The sequence below is a fragment of the Burkholderia pseudomultivorans genome, from assembly GCF_902499075.1.
GTDB lineage: Bacteria > Pseudomonadota > Gammaproteobacteria > Burkholderiales > Burkholderiaceae > Burkholderia > Burkholderia pseudomultivorans.
Map to the genome: position 1 here is coordinate 240,924 of NZ_CABVPP010000001.1, position 25,604 is coordinate 266,527.

At 69.1% G+C, this 25,604-nt stretch carries 20 protein-coding genes and 2 pseudogenes; 6 read left to right on the plus strand and 16 right to left on the minus strand.

All coding sequences use genetic code 11. The features are described from left to right. Positions 1 to 27: 27 nt before the first annotated feature. The 8 genes from BST28156_RS01055 to BST28156_RS01090 all read right to left on the minus strand — a co-directional run bounded on the left by BST28156_RS01055 (position 28) and on the right by BST28156_RS01090 (position 11,420). Positions 28 to 975 (minus strand): dimethyl sulfoxide reductase anchor subunit family protein, encoded by a 948-nt coding sequence (locus BST28156_RS01055; protein ID WP_174901213.1) that lies wholly within the window; start codon positions 973 to 975, stop codon positions 28 to 30. 42 nt (positions 976 to 1,017) lie between these two features. Next, positions 1,018 to 1,761: a 4Fe-4S dicluster domain-containing protein gene (locus BST28156_RS01060; RefSeq protein ID WP_060243230.1), complete on the minus strand. Its 744-nt coding sequence runs from the start codon at positions 1,759 to 1,761 to the stop codon at positions 1,018 to 1,020. 16 nt (positions 1,762 to 1,777) lie between these two features. After that, positions 1,778 to 4,714 (minus strand): molybdopterin oxidoreductase family protein, encoded by a 2,937-nt coding sequence (locus tag BST28156_RS01065; RefSeq protein ID WP_174901214.1) that lies wholly within the window; start codon positions 4,712 to 4,714, stop codon positions 1,778 to 1,780. Between the two features lie 215 nt (positions 4,715 to 4,929). Then, positions 4,930 to 6,354: an amino acid permease gene (locus BST28156_RS01070; RefSeq protein WP_174901215.1), complete on the minus strand. Its 1,425-nt coding sequence runs from the start codon at positions 6,352 to 6,354 to the stop codon at positions 4,930 to 4,932. A gap of 178 nt (positions 6,355 to 6,532) precedes the next feature. After that, complete coding sequence (locus BST28156_RS01075; protein WP_174901216.1) at positions 6,533 to 7,948, minus strand: NAD(P)/FAD-dependent oxidoreductase; 1,416 nt, start codon at positions 7,946 to 7,948, stop codon at positions 6,533 to 6,535. Positions 7,949 to 7,950: 2 nt separating this feature from the next. Then, the gene (locus tag BST28156_RS01080) at positions 7,951 to 8,202 is read right to left on the minus strand and encodes a hypothetical protein (RefSeq protein WP_174901059.1); all 252 of its coding nucleotides are present in this window, start codon (positions 8,200 to 8,202) and stop codon (positions 7,951 to 7,953) included. Between the two features lie 137 nt (positions 8,203 to 8,339). After that, the gene (locus BST28156_RS01085) at positions 8,340 to 9,644 is read right to left on the minus strand and encodes an MFS transporter (protein WP_174901217.1); all 1,305 of its coding nucleotides are present in this window, start codon (positions 9,642 to 9,644) and stop codon (positions 8,340 to 8,342) included. Positions 9,645 to 9,764: 120 nt separating this feature from the next. Then, on the minus strand, positions 9,765 to 11,420 hold the full coding sequence (locus BST28156_RS01090; protein ID WP_174901218.1) for a GMC family oxidoreductase: 1,656 nt from the start codon (positions 11,418 to 11,420) through the stop codon (positions 9,765 to 9,767). A gap of 179 nt (positions 11,421 to 11,599) precedes the next feature. Here BST28156_RS01090 and BST28156_RS01095 point away from each other — a divergent pair, with 179 nt between their 5' ends. Then, positions 11,600 to 12,424 (plus strand): IclR family transcriptional regulator, encoded by an 825-nt coding sequence (locus BST28156_RS01095; RefSeq protein ID WP_059606243.1) that lies wholly within the window; start codon positions 11,600 to 11,602, stop codon positions 12,422 to 12,424. A 27-nt stretch (positions 12,425 to 12,451) separates the two neighbouring features. On the opposite strand, the gene BST28156_RS01100 is transcribed toward BST28156_RS01095, so the two are convergent. The 4 genes from BST28156_RS01100 to BST28156_RS01115 form a co-directional block, all read right to left on the minus strand. Continuing rightward, a complete protein-coding gene (locus tag BST28156_RS01100) occupies positions 12,452 to 12,775 on the minus strand; it encodes a hypothetical protein (RefSeq protein ID WP_059515068.1) in 324 nt (107 codons plus the stop codon). 110 nt (positions 12,776 to 12,885) lie between these two features. Then, on the minus strand, positions 12,886 to 13,908 hold the full coding sequence (locus BST28156_RS01105) for a DUF2891 domain-containing protein (protein WP_174901219.1): 1,023 nt from the start codon (positions 13,906 to 13,908) through the stop codon (positions 12,886 to 12,888). Between the two features lie 19 nt (positions 13,909 to 13,927). Continuing rightward, positions 13,928 to 14,878: a DUF979 domain-containing protein gene (locus BST28156_RS01110; protein WP_174901220.1), complete on the minus strand. Its 951-nt coding sequence runs from the start codon at positions 14,876 to 14,878 to the stop codon at positions 13,928 to 13,930. Next, positions 14,875 to 15,564 carry a DUF969 domain-containing protein gene (locus BST28156_RS01115; RefSeq protein ID WP_060243208.1) on the minus strand — a complete coding sequence of 230 codons (690 nt, stop codon included), beginning with the start codon at positions 15,562 to 15,564 and terminating at the stop codon, positions 14,875 to 14,877. The genes BST28156_RS01110 and BST28156_RS01115 overlap by 4 nt, the downstream gene beginning before the upstream one ends. Positions 15,565 to 15,855: 291 nt before the next feature. On the opposite strand from BST28156_RS01115, the gene BST28156_RS01120 reads away from it, so the two are divergent. The 3 genes from BST28156_RS01120 (at position 15,856) to BST28156_RS01130 (ending at position 18,683) form a co-directional block, all read left to right on the plus strand. Next, positions 15,856 to 16,080, plus strand: a complete 225-nt coding sequence (locus tag BST28156_RS01120; RefSeq protein WP_011548005.1) for a hypothetical protein — start codon at positions 15,856 to 15,858, stop codon at positions 16,078 to 16,080. Positions 16,081 to 16,570: 490 nt separating this feature from the next. Then, positions 16,571 to 17,575 carry a chemotaxis response regulator protein-glutamate methylesterase gene (locus tag BST28156_RS01125; protein ID WP_174901221.1) on the plus strand — a complete coding sequence of 335 codons (1,005 nt, stop codon included), beginning with the start codon at positions 16,571 to 16,573 and terminating at the stop codon, positions 17,573 to 17,575. A 34-nt stretch (positions 17,576 to 17,609) separates the two neighbouring features. Further along, complete coding sequence (locus BST28156_RS01130; protein ID WP_174901222.1) at positions 17,610 to 18,683, plus strand: response regulator; 1,074 nt, start codon at positions 17,610 to 17,612, stop codon at positions 18,681 to 18,683. A 31-nt stretch (positions 18,684 to 18,714) separates the two neighbouring features. Here BST28156_RS01130 and BST28156_RS01135 read toward each other — a convergent pair whose 3' ends face one another. Further along, a complete protein-coding gene (locus BST28156_RS01135; RefSeq protein WP_174901223.1) occupies positions 18,715 to 20,964 on the minus strand; it encodes a putative bifunctional diguanylate cyclase/phosphodiesterase in 2,250 nt (749 codons plus the stop codon). Between the two features lie 241 nt (positions 20,965 to 21,205). After that, positions 21,206 to 22,225, minus strand: coding sequence for a LysR substrate-binding domain-containing protein (locus BST28156_RS01140; RefSeq protein WP_174901224.1), 1,020 nt, complete (start codon positions 22,223 to 22,225; stop codon positions 21,206 to 21,208). 119 nt (positions 22,226 to 22,344) lie between these two features. On the opposite strand from BST28156_RS01140, the gene BST28156_RS01145 reads away from it, so the two are divergent. Continuing rightward, positions 22,345 to 24,219, plus strand: a complete 1,875-nt coding sequence (locus BST28156_RS01145) for a sulfatase family protein (protein ID WP_174901225.1) — start codon at positions 22,345 to 22,347, stop codon at positions 24,217 to 24,219. Between the two features lie 152 nt (positions 24,220 to 24,371). Here BST28156_RS01145 and BST28156_RS01150 read toward each other — a convergent pair. Further along, positions 24,372 to 24,590: pseudogene (locus BST28156_RS01150) on the minus strand (SDR family NAD(P)-dependent oxidoreductase); the annotation flags it as partial. Positions 24,591 to 24,618: 28 nt separating this feature from the next. Then, positions 24,619 to 24,681 (minus strand): annotated as a pseudogene (locus tag BST28156_RS35155) (hypothetical protein); the annotation flags it as partial. A gap of 136 nt (positions 24,682 to 24,817) precedes the next feature. On the opposite strand from BST28156_RS35155, the gene BST28156_RS01155 reads away from it, so the two are divergent. Continuing rightward, positions 24,818 to 25,537 (plus strand): haloacid dehalogenase type II, encoded by a 720-nt coding sequence (locus tag BST28156_RS01155; protein ID WP_174901226.1) that lies wholly within the window; start codon positions 24,818 to 24,820, stop codon positions 25,535 to 25,537. Positions 25,538 to 25,604: the final 67 nt, after the last annotated feature.

The following is a 25,604-nucleotide window of genomic DNA, read 5'->3' on the forward strand; positions in this document are numbered from 1 at the left end:
GCACCGCGTCGCGCAGCGCACGCATCGTCATGACGCGCGCTGGTAGTAGATGTTCTGCGGATGCCGCGCGTCCGCGAAGAAGAACCAGCGCTCGGCGACCAGCCCCGCGTACTGGATCACGAACGCCGCGCCGAGCGCAAACGCCGCGGCCGCCGAGGTCGGCGCGAGCGCCAGCGCACCCGTCAGCACGAACGGCACCGCGAACGCGCCGAGCAGGAAGCCGGCCTTCACCGCGCGCAACGTGCCGTTGCCTTTGCCGTGAAAGAACTCGCGCGTATTGAACGCGCTCGCCGTGAAGCCGCGCGACTTCTGCTCGACCTTCGCATTGCGGATCCCCGTCGCGCTCTGCACGGTCGACTTCGGCCGCAGCCGCGCATTGCGCGCGAGCGACGCGAGCCGCGCCGCGCATCCGGCGAGCGTCAGCGCGCACGCGGCCGGCGCCAGCGACGCGACGAGCGACGGCGCGAGCCACGCCGCACAGGCCGTCGCGAGCGTGCAGCCCGACGCGCAGCCGAGCAGCACGAAATTCACCAGCGTCAGCGGGCTCGCCCATTCCTGCAGGAAGCGCAGGCACGCGTAGATCATCGCGGTGCACACGAACAACGCGACGCTCGCGAGCGCATCGGCCGCGCCGATCAGCAGCGTGCCGGGCCAGCCGAGCGCATGCGCGACGCCGTATGCGAACGTGCCGGCAAGAAACACCGGCAGCGCGATGCACTCGCGCGACAGCCATGACGTGCGCCACATCGCGATCGCGCGCCACGCGCGTTCCGGATGGCCGAGATGGAAGAACGACGCCAGCAGGCCGAGCGCGCCGAGCACGACCGACAGCGCGGCGCCCGTCACGTAGAACGACGCCGCGACGGCGACGCCGGACGCGCGCGTCAGCGCTTCGACGATCACGAGCGTCAGCAGCAGGCCCTGCGCGGCGCCGCACAGCGTGGTGAGAAAGACGACCGAAAAGGCGGGACGCATGAGAACTCCGTTTCTGCGTGGATCAATGATGCGCAACGCGGCTCAGCGCTGCGTCGCGAGCGACACCAGGTCGAGGTCGCCGCGCGCCGCGCGCGCCTCGAACGAATCGTCCGCGGCGCGGCCGTCCGATGCGCTGCCGCAGCCGCCGCTGCCGCATCCGCACGACGCTTCGGTCTTCACGCGCGGCAGATAGTGGTTCGACGGGCGCGTGCCCCACTCCGGCATCAGCGCGTAGCCGCCGCGCTCGCGAATCGCGCGCGACACGTCCGACTCCGGATCGTGCACGTCGCCGAACAGCCGCGCGGAGGTCGGGCACGCGAGCACGCAGGCCGGCTTGCGGTCGCGCTCGGGCAGCGCCTCGTTGTCGATGCGGTCCGCGCACAGCGTGCACTTGGTCATCTCCTTGCGGCCTTCGTCGAGTTCGCGCGCGCCGTACGGGCAGGCCCACGCGCAGTACTTGCAGCCGATGCACTTGTCGTAGTCGACCAGCACGATGCCGTCCGACTTGCGCTTGTAGCTCGCGCCGGTCGGACAGACCGGCACGCAAGGCGGATCCTCGCAGTGCAGACACGACTTCGGGAAGTGGATCGTGTCCGTCATCGGGAACACGCCGGCCTCGTAGGTCTGCACGCGGTTGAAGAAGGTGCCGGACGGATCGTCGTCGTACGGCCGCAGGTCGGCGAGGCTGCCGGCCTCGCCCGACGTGTTCCACTCCTTGCAGCTCGTCACGCAGGCATGGCAGCCGACGCACACGTTCAGGTCGATGACGAGGGCCATCTGGGTCATGGTTGCGCTCCTTCGTTTAACGGTCGTCCGACTGCGGGCCCGACGCGGCGCCGCGACGCAGCCGCGCGGCGAACGCGCCGGTGCCCGCGAAATACGCCTGCACGCGCTGCAGCACGCGGGTCGAGCCGGGCAGCGCCGGCATCGGCGCGAACTGCGGCAGCGTCGTCGCGGCGTCGGCTTCGGCCGGGTAGATCCGCACCCGCACGTCGTACCAGCCGGCCTGCCCCGTGACCGGATCGGAGTTCGACAGACGCGCGCCGGCGCGCGCCGGGTCCGGCAATTCGTCGGTGATCACGTGATTGAGCAGGAAGCCGCGCTGCGACTCGCCCGCCTGCGGGCCGAGGTTCCATGCGCCGGCCGCCTTGCCGATCGCGTTCCACGTCCACACGGTGCCGGGCTCGACGGCCTCGCTGTAGCGCGCGCGGCAGCGCACCTTGCCCCATGGCGATTCGACGTAGATCCAGGCGCCGTCGTCGATCCGCTGTGCGGCGGCCGTCGCCGGATTCACGAACAGATGGTTCTCGCCGTGGATCTGCCGCAGCCACGCGTTCTGCGAATCCCACGAGTGGTACATCGCCATCGGCCGCTGCGTGATCGCCGCGAGCGGATAGCGGTTCGCGTCGGTCAGCCCGCTTTCGAGCGACGGATACCAGAACGGCAGCGGATCGAAATGACGCGCAATGCGCTCGCGCAGATGCTCGGGCGGCTGCCGGCCCGACGTGCGGCCCTGCGCGGCGAGCCGGAATTTCTGCATCACGTCCGAATAGAGCTGGATCACGATCGGCACGCCGAACTTGCGCATCCCGTTGTCGACCGCCCACTGCATGTACGGGCCGTTGCAGTTGCGCATGTACTGCAGCGATTCCGGCAAGCGGTGGTGATACACGCAGTTGTTCTCCGCATAGCGCTGCCACTGGTCGGGGTTCGGCTCGCCGACCACGGCCTTGTCGCCGTGCTTGCCGCGCCAGCCGATCAGGAAGCCGGTGCCCGAATCGGGCGCGGTCTGGAAGTTGACGACGAAGTCCGGATAGTCGCGGAACTTGCGTTGCCCGTCCGGCGTCGTGAACGCGGGAAACTTCAGCCGGCTCGCGAGTTCGATCAGCACTTCCTGGAACGGCCTGCATTCGCCGGCCGGCGGCACGACCGGCACGCGCACCGAATCGACCGGCCCGTCGAATTCGGAAATCGGCCGGTCGAGCACCGACATCACGTCGTGCCGTTCGAGGTAGGTCGTGTCGGGCAGGATCAGGTCGGCGAACGCGGTCATCTCCGACGCGAACGCATCGCACACGACGAGGAACGGGATCCGGTATTCGCCGTCGTCGCGCTTGTCGACCAGCATCCTGCGCACTTCCGTCGTGTTCATCGACGAATTCCACGCCATGTTGGCCATGAAGATCAGCAGCGTGTCGATCGGATACGGATCGCCGCGCCACGCATTCGTGATCACCGAATGCATGAGTCCGTGCACCGCGAGCGGGTATTCCCACGAGAACGCCTTGTCGAGCCGCGCGGGCGAGCCGTCCGGATGGACGAACAGGTCCTCGGGGCCGGCCGGCCAGCCGAGCGGGCCGGTCGCAAGCGGCGTGTTCGGCCGCACCTGCTCCGGATCGTTCGGCGGTTTCGCCGACGGCGGTACCGCGCGCGGATACGGCGCCTTGTGCCGGAACCCGCCGGGCCGGTCGATCGTGCCGAGCAGCGACATCAGCACGGCCAGCGCGCGGATCGTCTGGAAGCCGTTCGAATGCGCGGCCAGCCCGCGCATCGCATGAAACGCGATCGGCACACCCTTCACCGACGCATGTTCCTTGCCCCATGAGTCGGTCCAGCGCACCGGCAACTCGATCGCCTGCTCGCGCGCGACCGTCTCCATCTCGCGCGCGAGACGGCGGATCGTGTCGGCCGCGATGCCGGTGATGTCGGCTGCCCACTCGGGTGTGCAATCGGCCACCTGCTCGCGCAGCAGCGCGAAGGACGGCGCGACGGGCGTACCGTCGTCGAGCGTGTAGCGGCCGTCGAGCGCCGGCTCCGCGCCGTCGGTGTGGTGCAGCACCGCGCGGTTCGTCGCGGCATCCCACCACATGCGGTTCTGCGGATACAGCGCGTTGATCTCGGGCGCGCCGGCATCGCGCACGAACAGCCCGAACGTGTCGGCGTCTTCGCGCAGGTCGACCAGCTCGGCCGCATTCGTGAAGCGCGCGACGAACTCGCGGTCAAACGCGTCGCGCGCGATCAGCTCGTGCATCAGCGCCATGAACAGCGCGCCGTCGGTGCCGGGGCGAATCGGGATCCATTCGTCGGCGATCGCCGCATAGCCGGTACGCACCGGATTGATCGCGATGAAGCGCCCGCCCGCGCGCTTGAACTTGCCGAGCGCGATCTTCAGCGGGTTCGAATGGTGATCTTCGGCGGTGCCGATCATGAAGAACAGCTTCGCGTTGTCGAGGTCGGGGCCGCCGAACTCCCAGAACGAGCCGCCGATCGTGTAGATCATCCCGGCGGCCATGTTCGCCGAGCAGAAGCCGCCGTGCGCCGCATAGTTCGGCGTGCCGAACTGCTTCGCGAACAGGCCGGTGAGCGCCTGCATCTGGTCGCGGCCCGTAAACAGCGCGAAGCGCTTCGGGTCGGTCGCTCGCAGGTGCGCGAGGCGCTTTTCGAGCACGTCGAACGCGACCTCCCACGACACGGGCTCGAACTGCGCGTCGCCGCGCTCGGCGCCCGGCTTGCGCATCAGCGGCTGCGTGAGCCGCGCGGGCGAGTACTGCTTCATGATCCCCGACGAACCTTTCGCGCAGATCACGCCCTGGTTCAGCGGATGCTCGGGATTGCCGTCGATGTAGCGGACTTCGCCGTCGCGCAGGTGCACGCGGATGCCGCAGCGGCATGCGCACATGTAGCACGTCGTGGTCTTGATCTCGGCCCGCTCGTCGCGGGCGCGCGCACGCTGCTCCATCGTCTGTCCTCGTTCGCGGATGACGGCGGGCCCGGCCGGGCCCGCCCGTGAATCGGTCTGTGTATCGTAGGCGCGCCGGCGGCATGCACAAAGTCGCATCCTCTGATCGAACCTATCGGTCGGACTGATAGTTGGGCGTTCGATCCGCGCGTGCGCCGCATGCGCGCAGGCCCGGCGCGCTCGCCGGGCCTGCGGCGCATCCTGCGTGACGCGTGTTACCGCGGCGGATACGCGAGCAGGTCGCTTTCGTCGAGATGTTCGCGACGACCGCGGCGGGTCAGTCCGTAGGCGACGAGCAGCACGGCGAGGCTCGCGACGCCGAGCCACAGCGGCTTGCGCTGGTCGGGAATGAACGCCATCGCGACGAGGATGCTGATCATGCCGCCGATCGCGACCCAGGTCAGGTACGGGTAGGCCCACATCTTGACGCGCAGCTTCGCGGTTGCGGCCGCGTCGAGACGCTTGCGCAGGCGCAGCTGCGAGAACGCAATCAGCACGTACACGAAGATCGCGACGGTGCCGTACGAATTGACGAGGAACGCGAACACCGTATCGGGCGACACGTAGGACATCACGACCGACACGTAGCCGAACACCGTGCCGAGCAGGATCGCGCGCACCGGCACGCCGCGCTTGCTGACCTTCGCGAGCGCGGCCGGCGCGTCGCCGTGGCGGGTCAGTGCGAACAGCATCCGCGACGCCGCATACAGCCCCGAGTTCAGCGCGGACAGCACGGCGGTCAGCACGATCGCGTTCATCACGTTGGCCGCGGCCGGCAGGCCCATCACCTCGAGCGCGCTGACGTACGGCGTGGCCATCTGCGGCGAATTCCACGGCACCAGCGCGACCACGAGCGCGACCGAGCCGACGTAGAACACCAGCACGCGCGTGATCACCGAGTTGGTTGCCTTCGCAACGGCCTTGGCCGGCTCGCGCGCCTCGGCCGCCGCGATCGTGACGATCTCGGCGCCGAAGTAGAAGCCGGTCGCCGCGACCGCCCCGCTCATCACCGGTCCGATCCCGAGCGGCATGAAGCCGCCGTGGCCGAGCAGCGTCGGCAGCACCGCCGTGGTATGCATCGACGACGGCCACAGGCCGAGCACGTAGAGGCCGCCGAGGAACAGGAACACGATGATCGCGGCGACCTTGATCGACGAGAACCAGAACTCGAACTCGCCGTAGCTGCCGACCGAGATCAGGTTCGTCAGCGTCAGCACGACCAGCAGCGCGAGGCTGATGATCCACGCAGGCACGTCGGGCAGCCAGAACTGGATCAGCTTGGCGCCCGCGACCGCTTCGAGCGCGACCACGATCACCCAGAAATACCAGTACATCCAGCCGGTCAGGAAGCCTGCCATCTTGCCCGGTCCGCGCCAGTTGCCGAACGCGAGCCGCGCATATTCGTAGAAGGAACCGACGGCCGGCATCGCGCAGGCCATCTCGCCGAGCATCCGCATCACGAGCACGACGAGCCCGCCCGTGATCAGGAACGACAGGATCGCGGCCGGCCCGGTCTGCTGAATCACCACGCCGCTGCCGACGAACAGTCCGGCACCGATCACGCCGCCGAGCGCGATCATCGTCATGTGGCGCTGCTTGAGCCCACATTTCAGGTCACTCTGGGTCTTCGAGGGTTGCATGTCTTCTCCATATCCTGGTTGTCCGGACGGCGTGCGCGCACCCGGATGGATGACGCGAACGCCGTCGGCGACGGCGTGTGCGGGGGCACCTGCCGCCCCGTCCGCACGGATCAGCTATTGCTTTTTGTTGTATTCGGTGATGCGCCCGGCGCATCGCGCCGGACGGCGCGGGCCGCGCTCAGGGCTTTTCGTCGCGCCTGAAGTACGACACGTAGAGCATGCGCTGCCCGAGTCGCCGGAACGGCGCGAACGGATGGCCGGGCAGCGGCGACGTAAAGATCGGCAGCGTCTGGTGCGCGCCCTTGCCGGCGATCCGCTCGGCGAGCCGGCGGCCGGCCTGCTGCGAGTACGACACGCCGTTGCCGCCGTAGCCGAGCGCGTAGAACACCGACTGTCGCGGATCGGGCTGCGCGACGCGCGGCATCATGTCGTGGCTGACATCGACCCAGCCCCACCACGAATAGTCGATCTGCACGCCGCGCAGCGCGGGAAACTTGCGGGCCATCCCTTCCTTCAGCAACTCGAGATGGCGCGGGTTCGGCGCGTCGTCGCCGGTGATCGCGCTGCGGCTGCCGATCTGCAGACGGCGGTCGGGCAGGAACCGGTAGTAGAAGCGCAGCGTGCGCGTGTCGGTCAGCACCTGCGTCGTGCGGAAGTTGCACGCGGCGATCTCGGCGTCCGTCAGCGGCCGCGTGACCATCGAGTTCGACAGGATCGGCATCACCTTGCTGCGCAGCGACGGATGCAGCGTCTGCGCGGTGTACGCGCCGGTCGCGATGCCGACCGCGCGGGCCCGCACGATGCCGCCGGGCGTGCGCAGATGGTGCACGCCGTCGATCGTCTCGAAGCCGAGCACGGGGCTGCTCGTATGCACCTTCGCGCCGGCCGCGCGCGCGAGGCGCAGGTAGCCGAACGCGAGCTTCAGCGCATGGATGCCGATGCCTTCCGGCTCGTGCAGCGCGCCGGCCGCCTCGTGATCGTCGATGAATTCGCGACGGAACGTCTCCGCGCTCAGCAGTTCGGACGGGTAGCCGAATACATCCTTCCACACTTTCGCCTCGGCCGCGAGCTTCGCCATGATGCGCGGACGATGCGCGATCAGGAAGTGGCCGCCCGGCTGCGGGTCGCAGTCGATTTCCGCGACCAGCGACTTGAAGTGCTCGAAGCCTTCGAGGATCTCGTCGTGCATCTTCAGCGCGACGTCCTTGCCCCAGCGCTCGATCCACTGCGAGCGCGACAGCCGGCCCGACGCGTTCTGGCCCTGCCCGCCGTTGCGGCTGCTGCAGCCCCAGCTGGTGCGGTTCGCCTCCAGCACGACGGCCTTGATCCCGTGGTCGCGGGCGAGGCACAGCGCGGTCGCGAGACCCGTGTAGCCGGCGCCGATGATCGCGACGTCGACGTCGAGATCGCCGCTGACGGGGCCGTCGTCGGGCGGCGGGCTGCCGGCCGTCGCGACCCAGTAGGTCGGCGCGTACTGCTTGCCGCAGCCGGGGCCGGGCGACACGAGCGGATCGTAGGTCGGGTCGTAGCGCGTATCGTTCTGGCGGCCCGTCGCGAAGCCGCCCGCGGCGCGTCCGATGGTGCTGGTGGACATGGTCAGCCCTCCGACACGGAAGCGCGCGTCGCGCCGCACGGCGTGCAAGCGGCGATTCGACTGACGGTTGCGGGGCGCGCGTTCGCCGGACGGACGAACGCTGCCGACTGCCTGTTGGTCATGCCTGTCTCCTGATCGTTCTCTTCGGGTCGATCCAGCGCAGATGCTTCGATGCGGCGATCTGTCGAACCAAGTGTAGGCAGGCCGTTTTTCGGCAGGTAGGGCCAGTCGGGCGGATTCGCTTGGACCAGCATGCGGTCGCGGGCACGGGTGCAGCGTTGGCGGGGCCGACGCTGCGGGATACCGGCGCGGCAACCGCCGCCGCCCGGCTTGCCGGCTGCTCCGCGTACCGCGCCGGCACATCACACGCGTTGCACCGCGCCCGGCGCCGTCACATCGCGCGCACCGCCACGCCGTCGACCCCGCCGCGCTTCTCGATCGCCCGCGTCGACACGATCGACAGGAGTGCAGACAGCATCACGTAAACCCCGACCAGCCATGGTGCGCCGCCGTTCGCGCGCAGCAGCGCGGTCGCGACGATCGGCGTGAGGCCGCTCGCGAAGATGCCCGACACCTGATAGACGAACGAGATGCCCGTATAGCGGACGTTCGCGTCGAACAGCTCCGCGAACAACGCGGCCTCGGGCCCGTACGCCATCGCGTAGAAGATGCCGAACGGAATCACGAGCGCGAGCCACACCGCGAGCAGGTTCGACGACTGCGTCTGCAGCAGCCAGAACGCGGGCAGCACCGACAGCCCGCACAGCGTCGCGCCCCACCGGTATACGCGCGCACGGCCGAGCCGGTCGGACAGGCTGCCGAACACGGGGATGAACGCGCACATCACGACCGCCGCGCTCATCACGCCGAGCAGCGCGTCGCCGCGCGAGATCGACAGGTTGCGCGTCATGTAGCCGATCGAGAACACCGCGAACACGTTGAAGAACACGCCGTCGATATAGCGCGCGCCCATGCCGAGCAGGATCGCGCGCCGGTAGTTGCCGAGCAGCTCGACGACCGGCAGCTTGGTGTCGCGCCGCTGGCGCTTGAGCGCGACGAACTCGGGCGTGTCGGCCACGCGCGTGCGGATGTAGAAGCCGATCGCGACCAGCAGCAGCGACGCCGCGAACGCGACGCGCCAGCCCCAGGCGAGGAACGCGGCGTCGGGCAGGCCGCGCGACAGCGCCGCCACCACGCCGGCCGCCAGGCACAGCCCGATCGCGAGACCGATCTGCGGCAGGCTCGCATACAGCCCGCGCCGGTGCGGCGGCGCGTATTCGTATGCCATCAGCACCGCGCCGCCCCACTCGCCGCCGAGGCCGATGCCCTGCAGCACGCGCAGCGTCAGCAGCAGCACGGGCGCCCACAGGCCGATCTGCGCATAGGTCGGGAGGAACGCGACGCCGGCCGTCGACACGCCCATGATCAGCATCGTCAGGATCAGCGCGGACTTGCGCCCGACGCGGTCGCCGAGATGGCCGAACAGCAGGCCGCCGAGCGGGCGCGTGACGAAGCCGACCGCGAAGGTCGCATACGCGAGCATGGTCGACACGAACGGATCGCCGGCCGGGAAGTACTGCTTGTCGAACACGATGCCGGCCACCACGCCGTACAGGAAAAAGTCGTACCACTCGACCGTCGCACCGATCACGCTGGCCGCGGCCACGCGACGGACGACTCGGGAATCGATTGCCATGCGAACTCCTCCACCGATGGATGCGCCGCAACCTGCCCCGACGCCGTGCCGGCGGGGGCATCCGGTGAGCGCGCGGCGGCCGTCCGGGCGCAGGAGCACGGGCCGCGCGGGCAACCCGCGCTACACCACGGCGACGGCGGCCGGCACGACGCTGCAGCCGCGATCGGCCTCGCGCGCGTCCTCGAGGATCATGTCGGACGCCTTCTCGGCAACCATCACGATCGGCACGTTGGTATTGCCCGACACGAGCGTCGGCATGATCGAGCAGTCGACCACGCGAAGCCCGCGCGTGCCGTACACGCGCAGACGCTCGTCGACCACCGCGAGCGGATCGCTCGCGACGCCCATCTTCGCGGTGCCGGACGGATGGAAGATCGTCTGTCCGTATTCGCGGCAGAATTCGAGCAGTTCGTCGTCGGTCTGCGCATCGGCGCCGGGCCGCACCTCGCGCTTCATCAGCGACGCCATCGGCTCGGTCGCCGCGACGCGCCGCGCGAAGCGCACGCCCGCCACCGTCGTGCGGCGATCGCGTTCGGTATCGAGATAGTTCGGCTGGATCGACGGCGCGTCGCGCGCGTCGTCGCTGCGGATCCGCACGCTGCCGCGCGACTCGGGCCGCAACTGGCAGATCGAATACGTGCAGCCGGGAAACGCATGCACGCTGCCGCCCGCCGAATCGGCCGACAGCGTCGAGAAATGGAACTGGATGTCGGGCGTCGCCGATTCCTCCGGCAGCGCGCGGCAGAACATCCCGCCCTGGTTGATGCCGACCGCGAGCGGGCCGCTGCGCAGCAGCGCCCACTGCAGCCCCATCTTCGCGCGGCCGACCCACGAATGCAGCGCGTCGTTGGTCGTGATCGGCTTCGTCACTTCATAGATCAGGCGAATCTGCAGATGATCCTGCAGGTTCTCGCCGACGCCCGCCCGATCGGCGACGACCGCAATCCCGTGCCGGTTCAGCAGCGCGGCCGGCCCGACACCCGACACCTGCAGCAGTTGCGGCGACTGCAGCGCGCCGGCCGCCAGCACCACTTCGCGCCGCGCCCGCACCTCGTGGAGCTCGCCGTGCCGCACATAGCGCACGCCGCTCGCCTGCGTGCCGTCGAACAGCACCTTCAGCGCCTGCGCATCGGTTTCGACGTGCAGGTTCGGCCGGCCGCGCGCGGGCTTCAGATAGGCGACCGCGGTCGAGCAGCGCAGCCCGTTGCGCGTCGTCAGCTGGTAGTAGCCGACGCCTTCCTGATCGCCGGTGTTGAAATCGTCGACGGTGCGCACGCCGAGCCGGTTCGACGCCGCAACGAACGCGTCGACGAGTTCGTGACGCTGGCGGATCGTCGACGCCCACAGCGGGCCGCCGGTGCCGCGCGTCGGCCCGTCGCCGAGCGTGTTGTGTTCGAGCCGCCGGAAATACGGCAGGCATTCGCGCCAGCTCCAGCCGCGATTGCCGAGCGCGGCCCAGTGATCGTAGTCCTGCTGCTGGCCGCGCACGTAGATCAGCCCGTTGATCGAGCTGCAGCCGCCGAGCGTGCGGCCGCGCGGCCAGTACAGCCGGCGGTTGTGCATGTTCGGATCGGGATCGGTATGGAAGCCCCAGTTGTACACCGGGTGGAACATCGTCTTGCCATAGCCGATCGGCACGTGAATCCACATGTAACGATCGGCGGGGCCGGCCTCCAGCAGGCACACCGTATGGCGGCCGCCGTCGGACAGGCGGTTGGCGAGGACGCAACCGGCCGAGCCCGCGCCGACCACGACATAGTCGAAGCTGCGTGTCATTCCGTGTCTCCGTTCCGATATGAAAAATCCGGTATGTTTTGTCCAAATTTATTGAGCACACGGAACGCATACAAGGCGATTTATTGTCCACTGCGGGAATGTGGTACAAAAACCGTTCAATTCGTTTCATTTCCCTCGCAGCCAACCCATCCCGGGACGCACCCCGACGGAGGAGACCCATGCGCGAACCCGCCTCCGCGCCGCCCGACGGCGCGCCCGCCGACGACGCGCGCGTGCTGCGCGCGCTCGCGGTTCTCGAAGCGCTCGCGTCGGCCGGCCAGCCATCCACGCTGTCGCAGCTCGCCGCGCGGCTGCATATCCCGAAGGCGACCCTGCTGCGGCTGATCGAATCGCTGGAGACGCGCGGCTACGTGATCCACATGCCCGACTCGCGCGGCCACGACCGCGGGATCGCGCTCGGCCCGCGCGCCGCGCAGCTCGCGCTGGCGACGCTGTCGAACAACGCGTTCACGCGCGGCTGCCGGACGGTACTGCGCACGCTCGTCGACGTGCTCGGCGAGACCTGCAACCTCACCGCGCTCGACGGCGACACGGTGCTGTACGTCGAGCGCGTCGAGACCACCGAGCCGCTGCGGCTCGAAATGCGGCCCGGCATGCGCGTGCCGCTGCACTGCACCGCGAGCGGCAAGCTGTTCCTGTCGCAGATGAACGCGCTCGAACGCAACGCGATGCTCGCGCGCCTCACGCTGAAGAAGATGACCTACCGGACGCTGACCGATGCGCAGCTGCTCGCGGCCGAGCTCGACCGGCTCGCGGCGCGCGGCGTCGGCATCGACAACGAGGAGTTCGTGCGCGGGATGGTGGCCGTGGCCGTCCCGGTAAAGGACGCGACGAGCGGACGCGTGCTCGCGGCGCTCGCCGTGCACGCGCCGACCGCGCGCGCGACGCTCAACGATCTGCTGGAAGCCGTGCCGAAGATGCGCGACACGGCCGCGCGGCTCGCGCCGCTGCTGCATGCGGCCGACACCGCACCGCCGGGCTGACGCGGCGATGCGCGCCCATGCGCGGCGTTATGCGAGGTGATAGCTCAGCCAGAAAGTCTCGCGGCATGCGTTGTCGAAGCTCTGCCGCGACGGGCTGATCGCTTGCGCGTCCGGATGCCGGATCACGTCGTAGTCGATCCAGCATTCCGCGCACAGCAGGTCGGACGGCATGCGATCCTGCTCGACCGAGCGGCGCACGATCGCGCCGTTGTCGAAACGGTATTCGGTTTCGTCGCGCGACACTTCGACGTCGTCGTCGGTCCAGCGCGCGTGCGAGGTCGTATGCGACACGATCGACACCGGGCCCGCGAGCCCGTGGATCGCGGCGACGTAGGAGATGAGCTTGTCCATGGCGGTGCGGCGAACTGGCGGATGACCGTTTCGCACGCGCGGTGCGAAACGGTCCGAGCGGCGAGTATAGCCGCGCCGCGATGACCTTGCGGCCGGCAGGGTTTCGCGCGCTACGCGTCGAGCGCGAGCAGCGCGAACGTCGCGAGCCAGTGCTCGCCCATGTAGTCGCCGGCCACGTGCGCGAGCGCGCTCGCGAGATGGCGGTCGGCCGCGTCGAGCAGCGCCGCGCGCCGCGCGTCGCCGTCCGGCAGCGCAGCGGCGAGCGAGCGCTGGCACCACGCGCGGCTCAGGTTCAGCCCGTCGAGGTGCGCGATCTTGCCGTCGCTGCGGTCGCTGACCGTCGCGGGCTCGAACAGCGTCGCGGGTTCGCGCCGCGCGAGATCGGGCAGGAAGCGCGCGAACCAGCCGTCGAATTCGGCCGCCGGCAGCACGCGGCGCATCAGTTCGGCCTCCATCAGCGCGGGCGACAGGAACTCGTCGCCCGACGGCTCCCACGCCTGGCAGCCGGCATCGTTCAAGTGCCAGCGCTTCGCGGTGTCGACGATCAGCGCGGCCAGCCCGTCGCGCTGCGTGTCGCGCGCGAATTCGAGCGTCAGCGCCAGCGCGAATGCGGTGTTGAAATGCGTGCCGACGCGCAGCGGATAGGTCGCCTTCGGCAGGAAGGTCTCGAAGCGCGACACGAACAGCTCGGTGAGCGGCATCATCGTCTTCGCCCAGCGCGCGGCCTGCGGCAGCACGCCCTTGCGCGCGAGCCGCTCGAGCTGCGCGGACAGCGCGAGCAGCCACGCCCAGCCGTACGGCCGCTCGAAGCCGCTGTTGTGCGGCAGCGCGAGATACGCGCGCTCGACCGCGACGTTCGCGTCGGTGAAATGCGCATCGACGACGGCCGCGATGCGCTCGGCCTCCGGCAGTATCGGATAGCGTTCGAGCACGCGCAGCACGAGCCAGTAGCCGTGCACGCACGAATGCCAGTCGTAGCTGCCGTAGAAGATCGGATGCAGCGCGCGCGGGCCCTGCACGTCCTGCGGCCCTGCGAGCGCATGCGTGAGCTTGTTCGGATACTCGCGCGTCAGGTGCGCGAGCGCGAGCGATGCGAATTTCGAGGCGAGTTCGGGCGTGAGTCGGTCGGTCATGGGCATCTCGTCGGGCAGGTCAGAAACGGAATACGAACGCGTACATCAGCAGCGTGTTCACGGCCAGCAGCAGCACGGCGGTCGGCCACTGCGCCTTGATCACGCCGTTCTTGTCCTTCAGTTCGAGCAGCGCGGCCGGCACGATGTTGAAGTTCGCGGCCATCGGCGTCATCAGCGTACCGCAGAAGCCGCTCAGCATCCCGATCGCGCCGAGGATCGCCGGGTTGCCGTGGAACTGGTGGACGATCAGCGGCAGGCCGATGCCGGCCGTCATCACCGGGAACGCCGCAAAGCCGTTGCCCATGATCATCGTGAACAGCGCCATGCCGACCGTATAGGCCGCGACCACCGCGAACGGCGAATCGATCGGCACCCAGTCCTTCACGAGCCCCGACACCACGCCGCCGACGCCCGCGACCGCGAACAGCGCGCCGAGCGCCGCGAGCATCTGCGGCAGAATCGCGGCCCAGCCGACCGCGTCCATCGTGTGGCGCGCTTCCTTCAGCGCGTGCACGGGCGAATCGCGCAGCATCGCGAGCGCGACGACGAACGCGACGATCGTGCCGAGCACGAGCGAGATCAGCGTCACGCTTTTCGCGTCGATGAACGGCAGGTATTTCAGCGTGAACGTGCCGACCAGCGTGACGGCCGGAATCAGCAGCGCGGGCAGGAACAGCCGGTTGCCGAAGCGCTGCGCGGCGGCCTCGCGCCGCTTCGCCGCGGCCTCGCCCGCCTCGTCGGAGCGGCCGCGCCCGAGCTTGCCTGAGCCGGCGATCAGCGCGAGCGCGATCGCGAGGCAGCCCGTCACGAAATGCGGCAGCAGCGCGCCGAACAGGAAGGTGATCGCATAGATCGCCCAGAACGCGAAGTTGACGACGCGGCGCGGGTTGGTGCGATCCGTCAGGTTGAAGCATGCGAATGCGGCGAACATCAGGCCTGCCAGCGTGTACAGCGATTCGAGGCCGATCATCGCACGCCCTCCCGCAGGGCCGGTGCGAATGCACGCGACAGCCGGCGATCGAGCAGCGCGAGCCGCGTGCAGTGGATCAGCAGCGCCGCGATCGCGGTCGGGATCGCCCACACCGACACGTGCAGCGGCTCGACGACGATCCCGTTCTGCTCGAGAAAACCCTTGATCAGCAGGATCGACTGGATCGCGATGAAGATGTCCTCGCCGAAGAACACCGCGACGTTGTCCGCGCCCGACGCGTGCGCGCGAATCTGCTGGCGCACCGACTCGGGCAGTTCGCCGTAGCGGTTCACGGCGGCGGCTTCGGCCATCGGCGCGATCAGCGGCCGCACCATCTGCGCGTGGCCGCCGAGCGACGTGAGGCCGAGCGCCGCCGTCGCCTGGCGCAGCACGAAGTACAGCATCAGCACGCGGCCGGTGGTCGCCGCATGCACGCGCGAGATCATCCGCTTCGCCTGTTCCTTCAGCCCGTTGCGCTCGAGCAGCGCGATCACCGGCAGCGTCAGCCAGATCAGTCCCATGTAGCGGTTGTCGGTAAAGGCCTTGCCGAACGCGCTGACGATGTCGACCAGATTCAGTCCGCCCGCGACGCCCGTCGCGAGCCCCGCGATCGTGACCACCAGCAGCGCGTTGAAGCGCAGCGCGAAGCCGATCACGACGATCGGCACCCCAATCAGCACCAGCATTGCTCCTCCTTGTGTGGGACGCGCGGCGCCGTGGCGCCGCGCTGCCGCCCGGTTTCGACCGGACTCGGTGCGCGCAATCTAACATGAGAATTTATCGATAAATAGTCGATGATTTCTTGATCCGGGTAAACGTTGAAAAGCACGCGATCATGGAAATCGGGGGCACACCCGTGCATCGCGCGCACCGCTGCCGCTTGCCGTCGCGGGCCGGCGCTCCGCCCCGCCGTGCGTGGCGGAGCGCGCGGCCAGCAACTACACTGGAAGGCATCGGCAACGTTCGGGAGAGCCGCCATGATTGACGTATTCCAGACCATCGGCAGCCGCGCGTTCTCCGCTCATCTGGCGAAGGACGGGATGGTGACGCTGATGGAGCAGCGCCATGAAGTCGACCGCGTGACGCTCGCCACCGCGTATGCGGCGCTCGTCGAGGAGGCCGAGCAGGAGGCCGACCTGCGCGACGCGACGGTCGAGGGAATGATGCGCGCACTGATCCAGGGCTACGCGCGCAGCCATTGAACGCCGCCGGCCGTGCGCACGACGCCCGCGCGGCGGGCGATGCGCGCGGCCGGCAGCACGACGCCCCGACCTGTCCGGCCAGCCGTCGTCGCTGCCGCCGTAAAAAACGCACAGCCGTTTGAAAATGCGATGCCGGACACCGCGCCGCCATCCGCGGCGGCGACATCGCTGTTCCGTTTCCCGGCTCCCTTCGCGCATCGCCGTCGCGCCCCGCCCTTCGCATGGCCCGAGCGCGCGTCGCGGCATGTCGACCGTCCATATCGGCCATCGACATGCGAGTTCGGTTATCCAGCGCACCGACAGAATGCCATGTGCAAATTTTTCGATTGCCGTCGGTCGCGCCGCATGACAGCATGCGGGGCGTCGCCAACCGAAAACCATGCCGCGCCGTTCGGCCGCCGATGCCGTGCCGTGGCAAGGATGGGCCGTGCCGTTCGTTGATGAAACGGCCGGACATCCGCTACCAAGACCTGACCGGAGAATCCCGCCTGTGAACATCGGCATCGTCAACGACCTCCCGCTTGCCGTCGAGGCGATGCGCCGCGTGATCGCGCAGCGGCCCGAGCATCGCGTGCTGTGGGTCGCGACCGACGGCGCGCAGGCCGTCGAACTGTGCGACGCGCAGCCGCCCGACGTCGTGCTGATGGACCTGATCATGCCGAGGTTCGACGGCATCGAAGCGACGCGGCGCATCATGCGATCGGCGCGCCCGTGCGCGATCCTGATCGTGACGAACAGCATCGGCGCAAACACGTGGCGCGTGTTCGAGGCGATGGGCGCCGGCGCGCTCGACGCGGTCGACACGCCGCAGCTCGGCGACGGCGCGGCCGGCGATTCCGCCAAACTGCTGCTCGCGAAGATCGACCAGATCGGCCGTCAGCTCGCGGTGCCGGGCGCCGCGCGCACCGCCGGCACGGCCGCCCGCGCGGACGGCGGCCCGCTGATCGCGATCGGCGCATCGGCCGGCGGCCCCGGCGCGCTCGCGTCGATACTCGGCGGCCTGCCGGCCGACTTCAGCGCGCCGATCGTGATCGTCCAGCACGTCGACCGCGCCTTTGCCGAAGGGATGGCGCAATGGCTCGACGGCCAGACGCCGCTCACGGTGCGCGTCGCCCGCGAAGGCGAGCGTCCGCAGCCGGGCATCGCACTGCTCGCCGCGACCGACGATCACCTGCGCATCACGCGCGCGGGCACGCTCGAATACACGCGCGAGCCGGCGTCGGCGCCATACCGCCCGTCCGTCGACGTGTTCTTCAACAGCCTGACCGAGCACTGGCCCGGCCGCGTGATCGGCGTGCTGCTGACCGGCATGGGACGCGACGGCGCGATCGGCCTGAAGGCGCTGCGCATGAAGGGCTACCATACGATCGCCCAGGACGAGGCGACCAGCGCCGTCTACGGGATGCCGAAGGCCGCCGCGACGCTCGGCGCCGCGCGCGCGATCCTGCCGCTCGAACGCATCGCCGGCGAACTGGCGGCACTCGCGCGATTCTGAGCGCGCACCCCGCCCCGCCATGAAAGAATCGACCATGACCAGCGACCCGACGTACCTGCCCGCCGCACACGCGCCGACCGCCGACGCACCGGCGATGGTGCTGCTGGTCGACGACCAGACGATCGTCGCGGAAGCCGTGCGTCGCGCGCTCGTCGACGAGGCCGGCATCGACTTCCACTACTGCCCGCGCTCGGACGACGCGATGAACACGGCGATCGAGACGCGCCCGACCGTGATCCTGCAGGATCTCGTGATGCCCGGAACCGACGGGCTGAGTCTCGTGAAGGCATATCGCGCGAATCCCGCGACGCGCGACGTGCCGATCATCGTGCTGTCCACGCAGGAAGAACCGGTCGTCAAGAGCGCCGCGTTCGCGGCCGGCGCGAACGACTACCTCGTGAAGCTGCCGGACCGCATCGAACTGGTCGCGCGCATCCGCTACCACTCGCGCTCGTACATCAACCTGCTGCAGCGCGACGACGCGTATCGCGCGCTGCGGCAGTCGCAGCAGCAATTGCTCGAAGCCAATCTCGAGCTGCGGCGGCTCACGCACTCGGACGGCCTGACCGGGCTGTCGAACCGGCGCTATCTCGACGAATACCTGGCCGCCGAATGGCGGCGCGGCACGCGCGAGCGCAGCGAGCTGTCGCTGCTGATGATCGATGTCGACAACTTCAAGCTGTACAACGACACCTACGGCCATGTGTCGGGCGACAGCGTGCTCAAGCAGGTCGCGACGACGATCGAGCGCTGCCTGCGGCAGTCGGGAGACCTCGCCGCGCGGTTCGGCGGCGAGGAATTCGCGGTCGTGATGCCGGGCACGTCGCCCGGCGCCGCACGGCTGCTCGGCGAGAAGATCCGTCTCGCGGTCGCGGCGCTGCGGCTGCAGCACGCGCAGTCGTCGACCGGCGGCTACGTGACGATCAGCATCGGCGGCGCCAGCATCGTGCCGGCGTCCGGCCTGCCGACGACGTCGCTGATCGAGGCCGCCGACCGTGCGCTGTATCGCGCGAAGCACGACGGCAAGAATCGCGTCGAGATCGATACGTCGCCGGCGTCGCCCACGTCGCCCGGCGCCGGCGGATCGCGCGTGCCGCACGACGGCTGAGCATGCGCGCCGCCGTTGCGGCGCGCGGCGTTCATGTCGCGACGAGCCGGCGCGCGTAGTCAGCCGGATCGAGCGGCCGGCTGAACAGATAACCCTGCTGCATGTCGCAGCCGATCTGCTGCAGGAACCACGATTGCGCCTCGGTTTCGACGCCTTCGGCAGTGACCTTCATGCCGAGCGAATGCGCCATCGCGACCACCGCCTGCGTGATCGCGACCGCGTCGCGATGATCGGGCACGCCCGACACGAACGAGCGGTCGACCTTCAGGTTGTGCAGCGGAAACCGCTTCAGGTAGGCCAGCGACGAATAGCCGGTGCCGAAATCGTCGACCGAGATCCGCACGTTCATGTCCGTCAGCGCTTCGAGCATCGGCAGCACCGTGTCGGTGTCGTTCATCAGCAGCCCTTCGGTGATCTCGAGTTCCAGCGCAGCCGGATCGAGCCGCGTCTGCGCGAGACAGCGGCCGACCGATTCGACGAGCCCGTCGTGGAACTGGCGCGGCGACAGGTTGACGGCCAGCATCAGGTCCGGCGCGATCGTGCGGCGCCATTCGGCCGCCTGCCGGCACGCGGTCTCGAGCACCCACTGGCCGATCGCGACGATCAGCCCGGTATCCTCCGCGACCGGGATGAATTCCGCCGGCGACAACGGCCCGAGCTCGGGGCTGGTCCAGCGCAGCAGCGCCTCCGCGCCGACCGTGCGACCGCTGCGCGCGTCGACGACCGGCTGATACGCGAGCCGCAGCGCATTCGACGCCAGCGCGCGCCGCAACGACTGCTCGATCGCGAAACGGCGCTGCAATCGCAGGTTCAGTTGCGCGGTGAAGAACGTGAAATGATTGCGGCCGCGCTGCTTCGCGTCGTACATCGCCGAGTCGGCGTTGCGCATCAGCGTCGCGGCATCGTCGCCGTCGCGCGGCGAGATGCTGATGCCGATCGACACGCCGAGCCAGTACTCGTTGTTCGCGACCGCAAACGGCTTCCCGATCGCATCGATCACCTGTCGCGCGAGCACGGCGAGCCGCTCGGGATCGTCGCAGTCGTCGACCAGGATCACGAACTCGTCGCCGCCGACGCGCGTGAGCGCATGCCGGCCGCCCGCGCAGCCTTCGAGCCGCATCGCGACGCTGCGCAGCAGCGCATCGCCCGCGTCGTGGCCGGCCGTATCGTTGACCTTCTTGAAGCCGACCAGATCGATGAACAGAATCGCGATGCGCGCGGGCCCGGACGCGGCGTCGCGCTGACCGAACATCTCGCGCATCCGGTCGGCGAGCCAGCGGCGGTTGTAGAGGCCCGTCAGCGCATCGCGCGTCGCGAGATAGCGCAGCTGCTGCTGCGCTTCGCGTACCGGCCCGACGTCGTTGAACGACACCAGCACCGATTCGGCCCGCGTGTCGCCGGGTTTCACGATCGGCACCGCGTTGCCGCGCACCCAGATGATGTCGCCGTCCGCGAGACCGAAGCCGACCGTGTAACCGAGCATCGGCGTCGCGCTCTCCAGCGCGCGCCGGCTCGGCCAGTCTTCCGGCGGAATCGGCGTGCCGTCCTCGTGCAGCTTGCGCAGGATCACCGTCGACAGGCGGCGGCCGACGAGCTCGCCCTTCACGCGCATCATCCGGCTCGCGCTCGGGTTGCTCGCGATGACGACGCCGTCGCGCGACACGACGAGGATGCCTTCGTTCAGGCTGTTGACGACGAGCCGGTGATGTTCCTCGCTGCGTGCGAGCTGCTGCGCGATGCGGTCCTGGTGCACGGCGAGCCCGACGCTGTTGCTGATGTCGAGCAGCAGCGCGGTTTCCTCGTCGCTCGGGCGGCGCGGCGTGCGGTAATAGACGGCGAACGCGCCGAGCACGGTGCCCGCGTCGTCCTCGAACGGCACCGACCAGCATGCGCGCAGCCCGAGCGGCAGCGCGATCGCCCGGTAGTCGGCCCACAGCGGATCGGTTTCGATGTCCTCGACGGCGACCATTCTTCGCTCGTACATCGCGGTGCCGCACGAGCCGGCCGCCGGCCCGATCGGCGCGCCGTCGATCGCCTCGCTGTACTGCGCGGGCAGCGACGGCGCCGCGCCCACGCGCACATGCAGGCCGTCCGTGTCGAGCAGCAGGATCGTGCACGACGCGCCGTCCCCGAGCAGCGCTTCCGCGCGCCGGCACACCTCGACCAGCAGTTCGGGCAGCGGCGTGTTGCGCGTGATCAGCCGCAGCACGCTCTGCTCGGATGCAAGCACTTCCGCGGCGAGCCCGAGGCTGTAGCGAGAACTTTGCGGTTCGGTATTCAAGATGAATCCTGCCGTCTGTCCGACCGGATGCGACCGGTTCGTTATCGATCGTTCGTGCCGTTTTTTTCGCGCCGGGATGACGCCCTGCCCCGCGCGCCCCGATCGTGCGCCGCGCCGGCGCGCACGGCGATATATTTACCACCAATCGGTGACGAGCGGCGCATCCGCGCGCATCGGGAGTTACGTGTGTATGCGGCGCAGCATGCGGGCGATCTCGCCGCCACCTTTCAAATTCCAGACATCATTCACCCGGATCCTGCTGCCGCCGCGCAACGGCTTTCAGCGCGTCGATCACGGCCGTCACCGACGCGCTCGCGGGCGCCGCATACAGCGCGCCGACGCTGTCCGGCATCATCGACAGCTTCAGCGGCAGCCGCGCGGTGCGCTCCCCGGCCCGCGCGGCGATGTCGAACGCGCTCGCCGACTGCACGAACAGACACGCGGACTGCTCGGCGATCGCGCGATTGGCCGCCCACGACACCGATTCCATCAGCACGGCCGGCGGCGGCAGGCACGCCTTCGCGAATTCGGCGTCGAGCGCGGTGCGCGCCGGCGAGCCGAGCGGCGGCGCGATCCACGGAAACGCCGCCGCGTCGCGCCACGTGACGCGCGCACGTCCGCGCAACGGATGGCGCGGCCCGCAGACGACGATCACGTCGTCGCGATACAGCGGCACGACCTCGAGGCCCGCGCGCATCGCCGACGCATCGAGCCGGCACACGAGCAGGTCGAGCTCGCGGCGCTGCGCCTGCGCGAGCATCCGGTCGAGCGTGTCCTCGCGCACGTTGAGCTGCACCGCGCGCCCGGCCTCGCGCAGCCATGCGAGCGCGCCCGGCATCAGCTGCTGCGCCATGTTCGGCAGCAGGCCGATCGTCACCGGCCGGCCCGCGCCGCGGCGCAGCGCGTCGAACGCGGGCGCCACGCCACGCATGTCGGTCAGCACGCGGCCGATGCATTCGAGCAGCGCGTCGCCGTAGACGGTCGTCGCGACGCGCCGCGAGGTGCGCTCGAACAGCGGCAGGCCGAGCGCGTCCTCGAGTTCGCGCAGCCATTTCGACAGCGCGGGCTGCGTGATCGACGCGGCCTCAGCCGTGCGCGCGAAGCTGCGCGTGCGCCCGAGCATGTCGAGCGTGTCGAGATCGCGCAGCCGCAGCCGGCGCAGCGCCTGCACGATGCGCTGGTCGCCGGCCGGCGCCAGCGGTTCCGGGCCGGGACGGCCGGTCGGGCCGCGTGTCGCATCGGTCACGGGAGTCTCCGTCATTCATGTTCGCCAGGTTATTGATCGATGCCGATCTTTCATCGATCGATACGCGATCGTGCCGCATAGTCGTCGACATGAAAACCCCCGGCACGAGCCGGCATACTCAGGAGACAGCTGCCGTGAAAGACGATCATGACCTTCCCGCTTCCGCGCCGCCCACCGGGCGGCGCCAGTTCCTCAAGCTGGCCGGCGCCGCGGTCGCGTCGACCGGCTTCGGCGCCGACGCGCTGGCCGCCGGAGCGCCGGCCGCCGGTGCGCCGAGCAACGCGTCCGGCATCGACGCGGCCAGCGGCATCGATCCGGCCCCCGCGTTTCACGGCGCGACAACCGCCCCCGCCGCACCGCCGTCCGGCTACAACATCCTGTTCATCCTGACCGACCAGGAGCGCCATTTCGACCGCTGGCCGTTTCCCGTGCCGGGCCGCGAAGCGCTGCGGCGCGACGGCGTCACGTTCATGCACCACCAGATCGCCGCCTGCGTGTGTTCGCCGTCGCGCTCCACCGTCTACACCGGACAGCACATCCAGCACACGGGCGTACTCGACAACGCGGGCGTGCCCTGGCAGAACGACATGTCGACGGACATACGCACGGTCGGCCACATGCTGCGCGATGCGGGCTACTACACCGCGTATCTCGGCAAGTGGCACCTGAGCGCGTCGCTGCACGAGACCGCGAGCCCGTATACGGCGCCCGTGGCCGACTACAACCGCACGATCCGCGCGTACGGCTTCGACGACTACTTCGGCGTCGGCGACCTGATCGGGATGGTGCGCGGCGGCTATCAGTACGACGGCATCACGTCCGAGGCCGCGGTGAGCTGGATGCGCAATCACGCGCCGCGGCTCGCGAAGCAAGGCAAGCCGTGGTTCCTCGCGGTCAATCTCGTCAATCCGCACGACGTGATGTTCGTCAACACCGACACCGACGGCTCGACCGTGCAGGACGCGAATCATCCGATGCTCGGCAATGCGCCGCCGCCGGGCGACGCGCTGTATCGCACGTCATGGCGCGACGTGCCGCTCGCGGCGTCCCGCCGGCAGGCGTACGACGAGCCCGGGCGCCCGGCCGCGCACGGGATGTTCAATGCCGCGCACGGCAACTTGGTCGGGCGCTATCCGTTCACCGACGATCGCCTGCGGATCTATCAGGATAACTACTTCAACTGCATCCGCGACTGCGACACGCACGTCGTGCGCCTGCTGCAGTCGCTGAAGTCGCTCGGCCTCGACGAGCGCACGATCGTCGTGATGACCGCGGACCACGGCGATCATGTCGGCGCGCATCAGCTCGTCGGCAAGGGTGCGACCGCATATCAGCCGCAGAACCATGTGCCACTCGTGATTCGTCATCCTGCCTATCCGGGCGGCCGGCAATGCGATGCGCTGACGTCGCATATCGACATCGCGCCGACGCTGCTCGGGCTGACCGGCATCGACGCCGCGCGGGCCGCGTCGATCAAGGGCGACGCGCTGCACGGGCACGACCTGACGCGCTGGCTCGCGAAGCCCGCCGACGCGAAGCTGCATGCGGCGCGCGACGCGACGCTGTTCAACTACGCGATGCTGCTGTACTACGACAGCGAATGGATGCTGAAGGAGCTGAGCGCGCTGAAGCAGCAAGGCGTGCCCGACGACGAGCGGCTGCGCCGTGCGCTTGCGCAACAGCCCGATTTCCGGTTGCGCGGCACGATCCGCAGCGTGTTCGACGGACGCTATCGCTTTACGCGGTATTTCTCGCCGCTCGAATTCAACCGGCCGACGACGCTCGAGGATCTGTTCGCGCGCAACGACGTCGAGTTGTTCGACCTCGCGAGCGATCCGGGCGAGATGCGCAACCTCGCGACGGATCGCCGGAAAAACGGCGAGCTGCTGCTCGCGATGAACGACAGGCTGAACGACCTGATCGCGAGCGAGGTCGGCGACGACAATCCGGACGTGATGCCGATTCGCGACGGGAAGGTGCAGGTCAAGGTGCGCAAGGGCCATTTCTGAGCGCCGGCGGACGGCGGCGCGAGGCCGTCCGCCGATGCGCTGCACACGGCGGCGCGCGTCAGCCGTCAACCGTCAGCCGTCGGTCGACACAGTGACCGCCTCCCACGCGCGTATCTCGCGCTCCAGCGCCGACAGCTTGTCGCGGACCAGCGCGAGCGCAGCGTGCGCACCATCGAGCGCCCTGCCCAGTCGGTGCGAAACGAGCCGGGCGCGACCGCCGTCACGGCGATGCCGAACGACGCGACCTCCTTGCCGAGCGCCTCCGAAATCCCCTCCAGCGCGAACTTGCTGCCGCAGTAATAGGCAATCCCCGGCATCGTGATGTGACCGCCCATCGACGTGATGTTGACAATGTGGCCGCGTCGCCGCGAGATACACGTAGCCGTTGTCCAGCATCGGAAAGTTGAATTGCTCGCAGCACTCGTCCAGCATGGACAGGATGCTTTCCACGTCGAATGTCATCGTTTCCCCGCTTGCGTTCACCCATGTGCGACGGCGCCGGAACCCGCGCCGCCCGTAACCATGGTCTAATGCCGAAGCAAGCGGCGGTGGCCGTCGACGGCCCTGCCCCGATCACCCGTCCCGCACAGGATCCACGATGAACCCGACCGAAATCAAGGCGTTCGTGTTCGATGTCTTTGGAACGATCGTCGACTGGAGAAGCCGTGTCGCGCGCGAAGCCGCCGACTTCCTGCAAACCTACGCGCCGACGCTCGACGCGTTCGAATTCGCCGACGCATGGCGGCGCGAATATAGGCCGTCGATGGAGGAAGTCCGCAGCGGACGCCGCTCGTACGTCAGGCTCGACCTGCTGCATCGCGAGAACCTGGTGCGGATCATCGAGCGCTACGGCATCGCCGGCGTGCCCGATGCGGCAGTCGACGCGCTCAACCTCGCGTGGCATCGCCTCGATCCGTGGCCCGATTCGGTCGCCGCGCTGAACCGGCTGAAACAGCGCTTCATCATCGCGCCGCTGTCGAACGGCAATATTCGGCTGATGATCGACATCGCGAAGCACGCGGGCCTGCCGTGGGATGCGATTCTCGGCGCCGAAGTCGCGCACGCGTACAAGCCGGCGCCGAAAGTCTACAACGAGGCAGTCGAGATTCTCGGCGTCGCGCCGGCCGAGGTATGTCTCGTTGCCGCGCACAACGACGATCTCGCCGCCGCGCGCCGGCTCGGCCTGTCGACCGCGTTCGTGCCGCGACCCACCGAATACGGGCCCGGCCAGACGACGGACCTGAACGCGGAGGACGCATGGGATTTCGTCGTCGCCGATCTGCACGAGCTGGCGGATCGGGTCGGGTGCCCGCGGTGAGATGAAGGTCTTGCAGTATCGCTGCCCGGACGGCGCGTCGACGGAGGCATCGGACAAGCCGTCGGGC

Bases quoted from the DNA above. Each gene is read 5' to 3' on its own strand.
- BST28156_RS01055 (WP_174901213.1), bottom strand. From the start codon at position 975: ATGCGTCCCGCCTTTTCGGTCGTCTTTCTCACCACGCTGTGCGGCGCC.
- BST28156_RS01060 (WP_060243230.1), bottom strand. From the start codon at position 1,761: ATGACCCAGATGGCCCTCGTCATCGACCTGAACGTGTGCGTCGGCTGC.
- BST28156_RS01065 (WP_174901214.1), bottom strand. From the start codon at position 4,714: ATGGAGCAGCGTGCGCGCGCCCGCGACGAGCGGGCCGAGATCAAGACC.
- BST28156_RS01070 (WP_174901215.1), bottom strand. From the start codon at position 6,354: ATGCAACCCTCGAAGACCCAGAGTGACCTGAAATGTGGGCTCAAGCAG.
- BST28156_RS01075 (WP_174901216.1), bottom strand. From the start codon at position 7,948: ATGTCCACCAGCACCATCGGACGCGCCGCGGGCGGCTTCGCGACGGGC.
- BST28156_RS01080 (WP_174901059.1), bottom strand. From the start codon at position 8,202: ATGCTGGTCCAAGCGAATCCGCCCGACTGGCCCTACCTGCCGAAAAAC.
- BST28156_RS01085 (WP_174901217.1), bottom strand. From the start codon at position 9,644: ATGGCAATCGATTCCCGAGTCGTCCGTCGCGTGGCCGCGGCCAGCGTG.
- BST28156_RS01090 (WP_174901218.1), bottom strand. From the start codon at position 11,420: ATGACACGCAGCTTCGACTATGTCGTGGTCGGCGCGGGCTCGGCCGGT.
- BST28156_RS01095 (WP_059606243.1), top strand. From the start codon at position 11,600: ATGCGCGAACCCGCCTCCGCGCCGCCCGACGGCGCGCCCGCCGACGAC.
- BST28156_RS01100 (WP_059515068.1), bottom strand. From the start codon at position 12,775: ATGGACAAGCTCATCTCCTACGTCGCCGCGATCCACGGGCTCGCGGGC.
- BST28156_RS01105 (WP_174901219.1), bottom strand. From the start codon at position 13,908: ATGACCGACCGACTCACGCCCGAACTCGCCTCGAAATTCGCATCGCTC.
- BST28156_RS01110 (WP_174901220.1), bottom strand. From the start codon at position 14,878: ATGATCGGCCTCGAATCGCTGTACACGCTGGCAGGCCTGATGTTCGCC.
- BST28156_RS01115 (WP_060243208.1), bottom strand. From the start codon at position 15,564: ATGCTGGTGCTGATTGGGGTGCCGATCGTCGTGATCGGCTTCGCGCTG.
- BST28156_RS01120 (WP_011548005.1), top strand. From the start codon at position 15,856: ATGATTGACGTATTCCAGACCATCGGCAGCCGCGCGTTCTCCGCTCAT.
- BST28156_RS01130 (WP_174901222.1), top strand. From the start codon at position 17,610: ATGACCAGCGACCCGACGTACCTGCCCGCCGCACACGCGCCGACCGCC.
- BST28156_RS01140 (WP_174901224.1), bottom strand. From the start codon at position 22,225: ATGACGGAGACTCCCGTGACCGATGCGACACGCGGCCCGACCGGCCGT.
- BST28156_RS01155 (WP_174901226.1), top strand. From the start codon at position 24,818: ATGAACCCGACCGAAATCAAGGCGTTCGTGTTCGATGTCTTTGGAACG.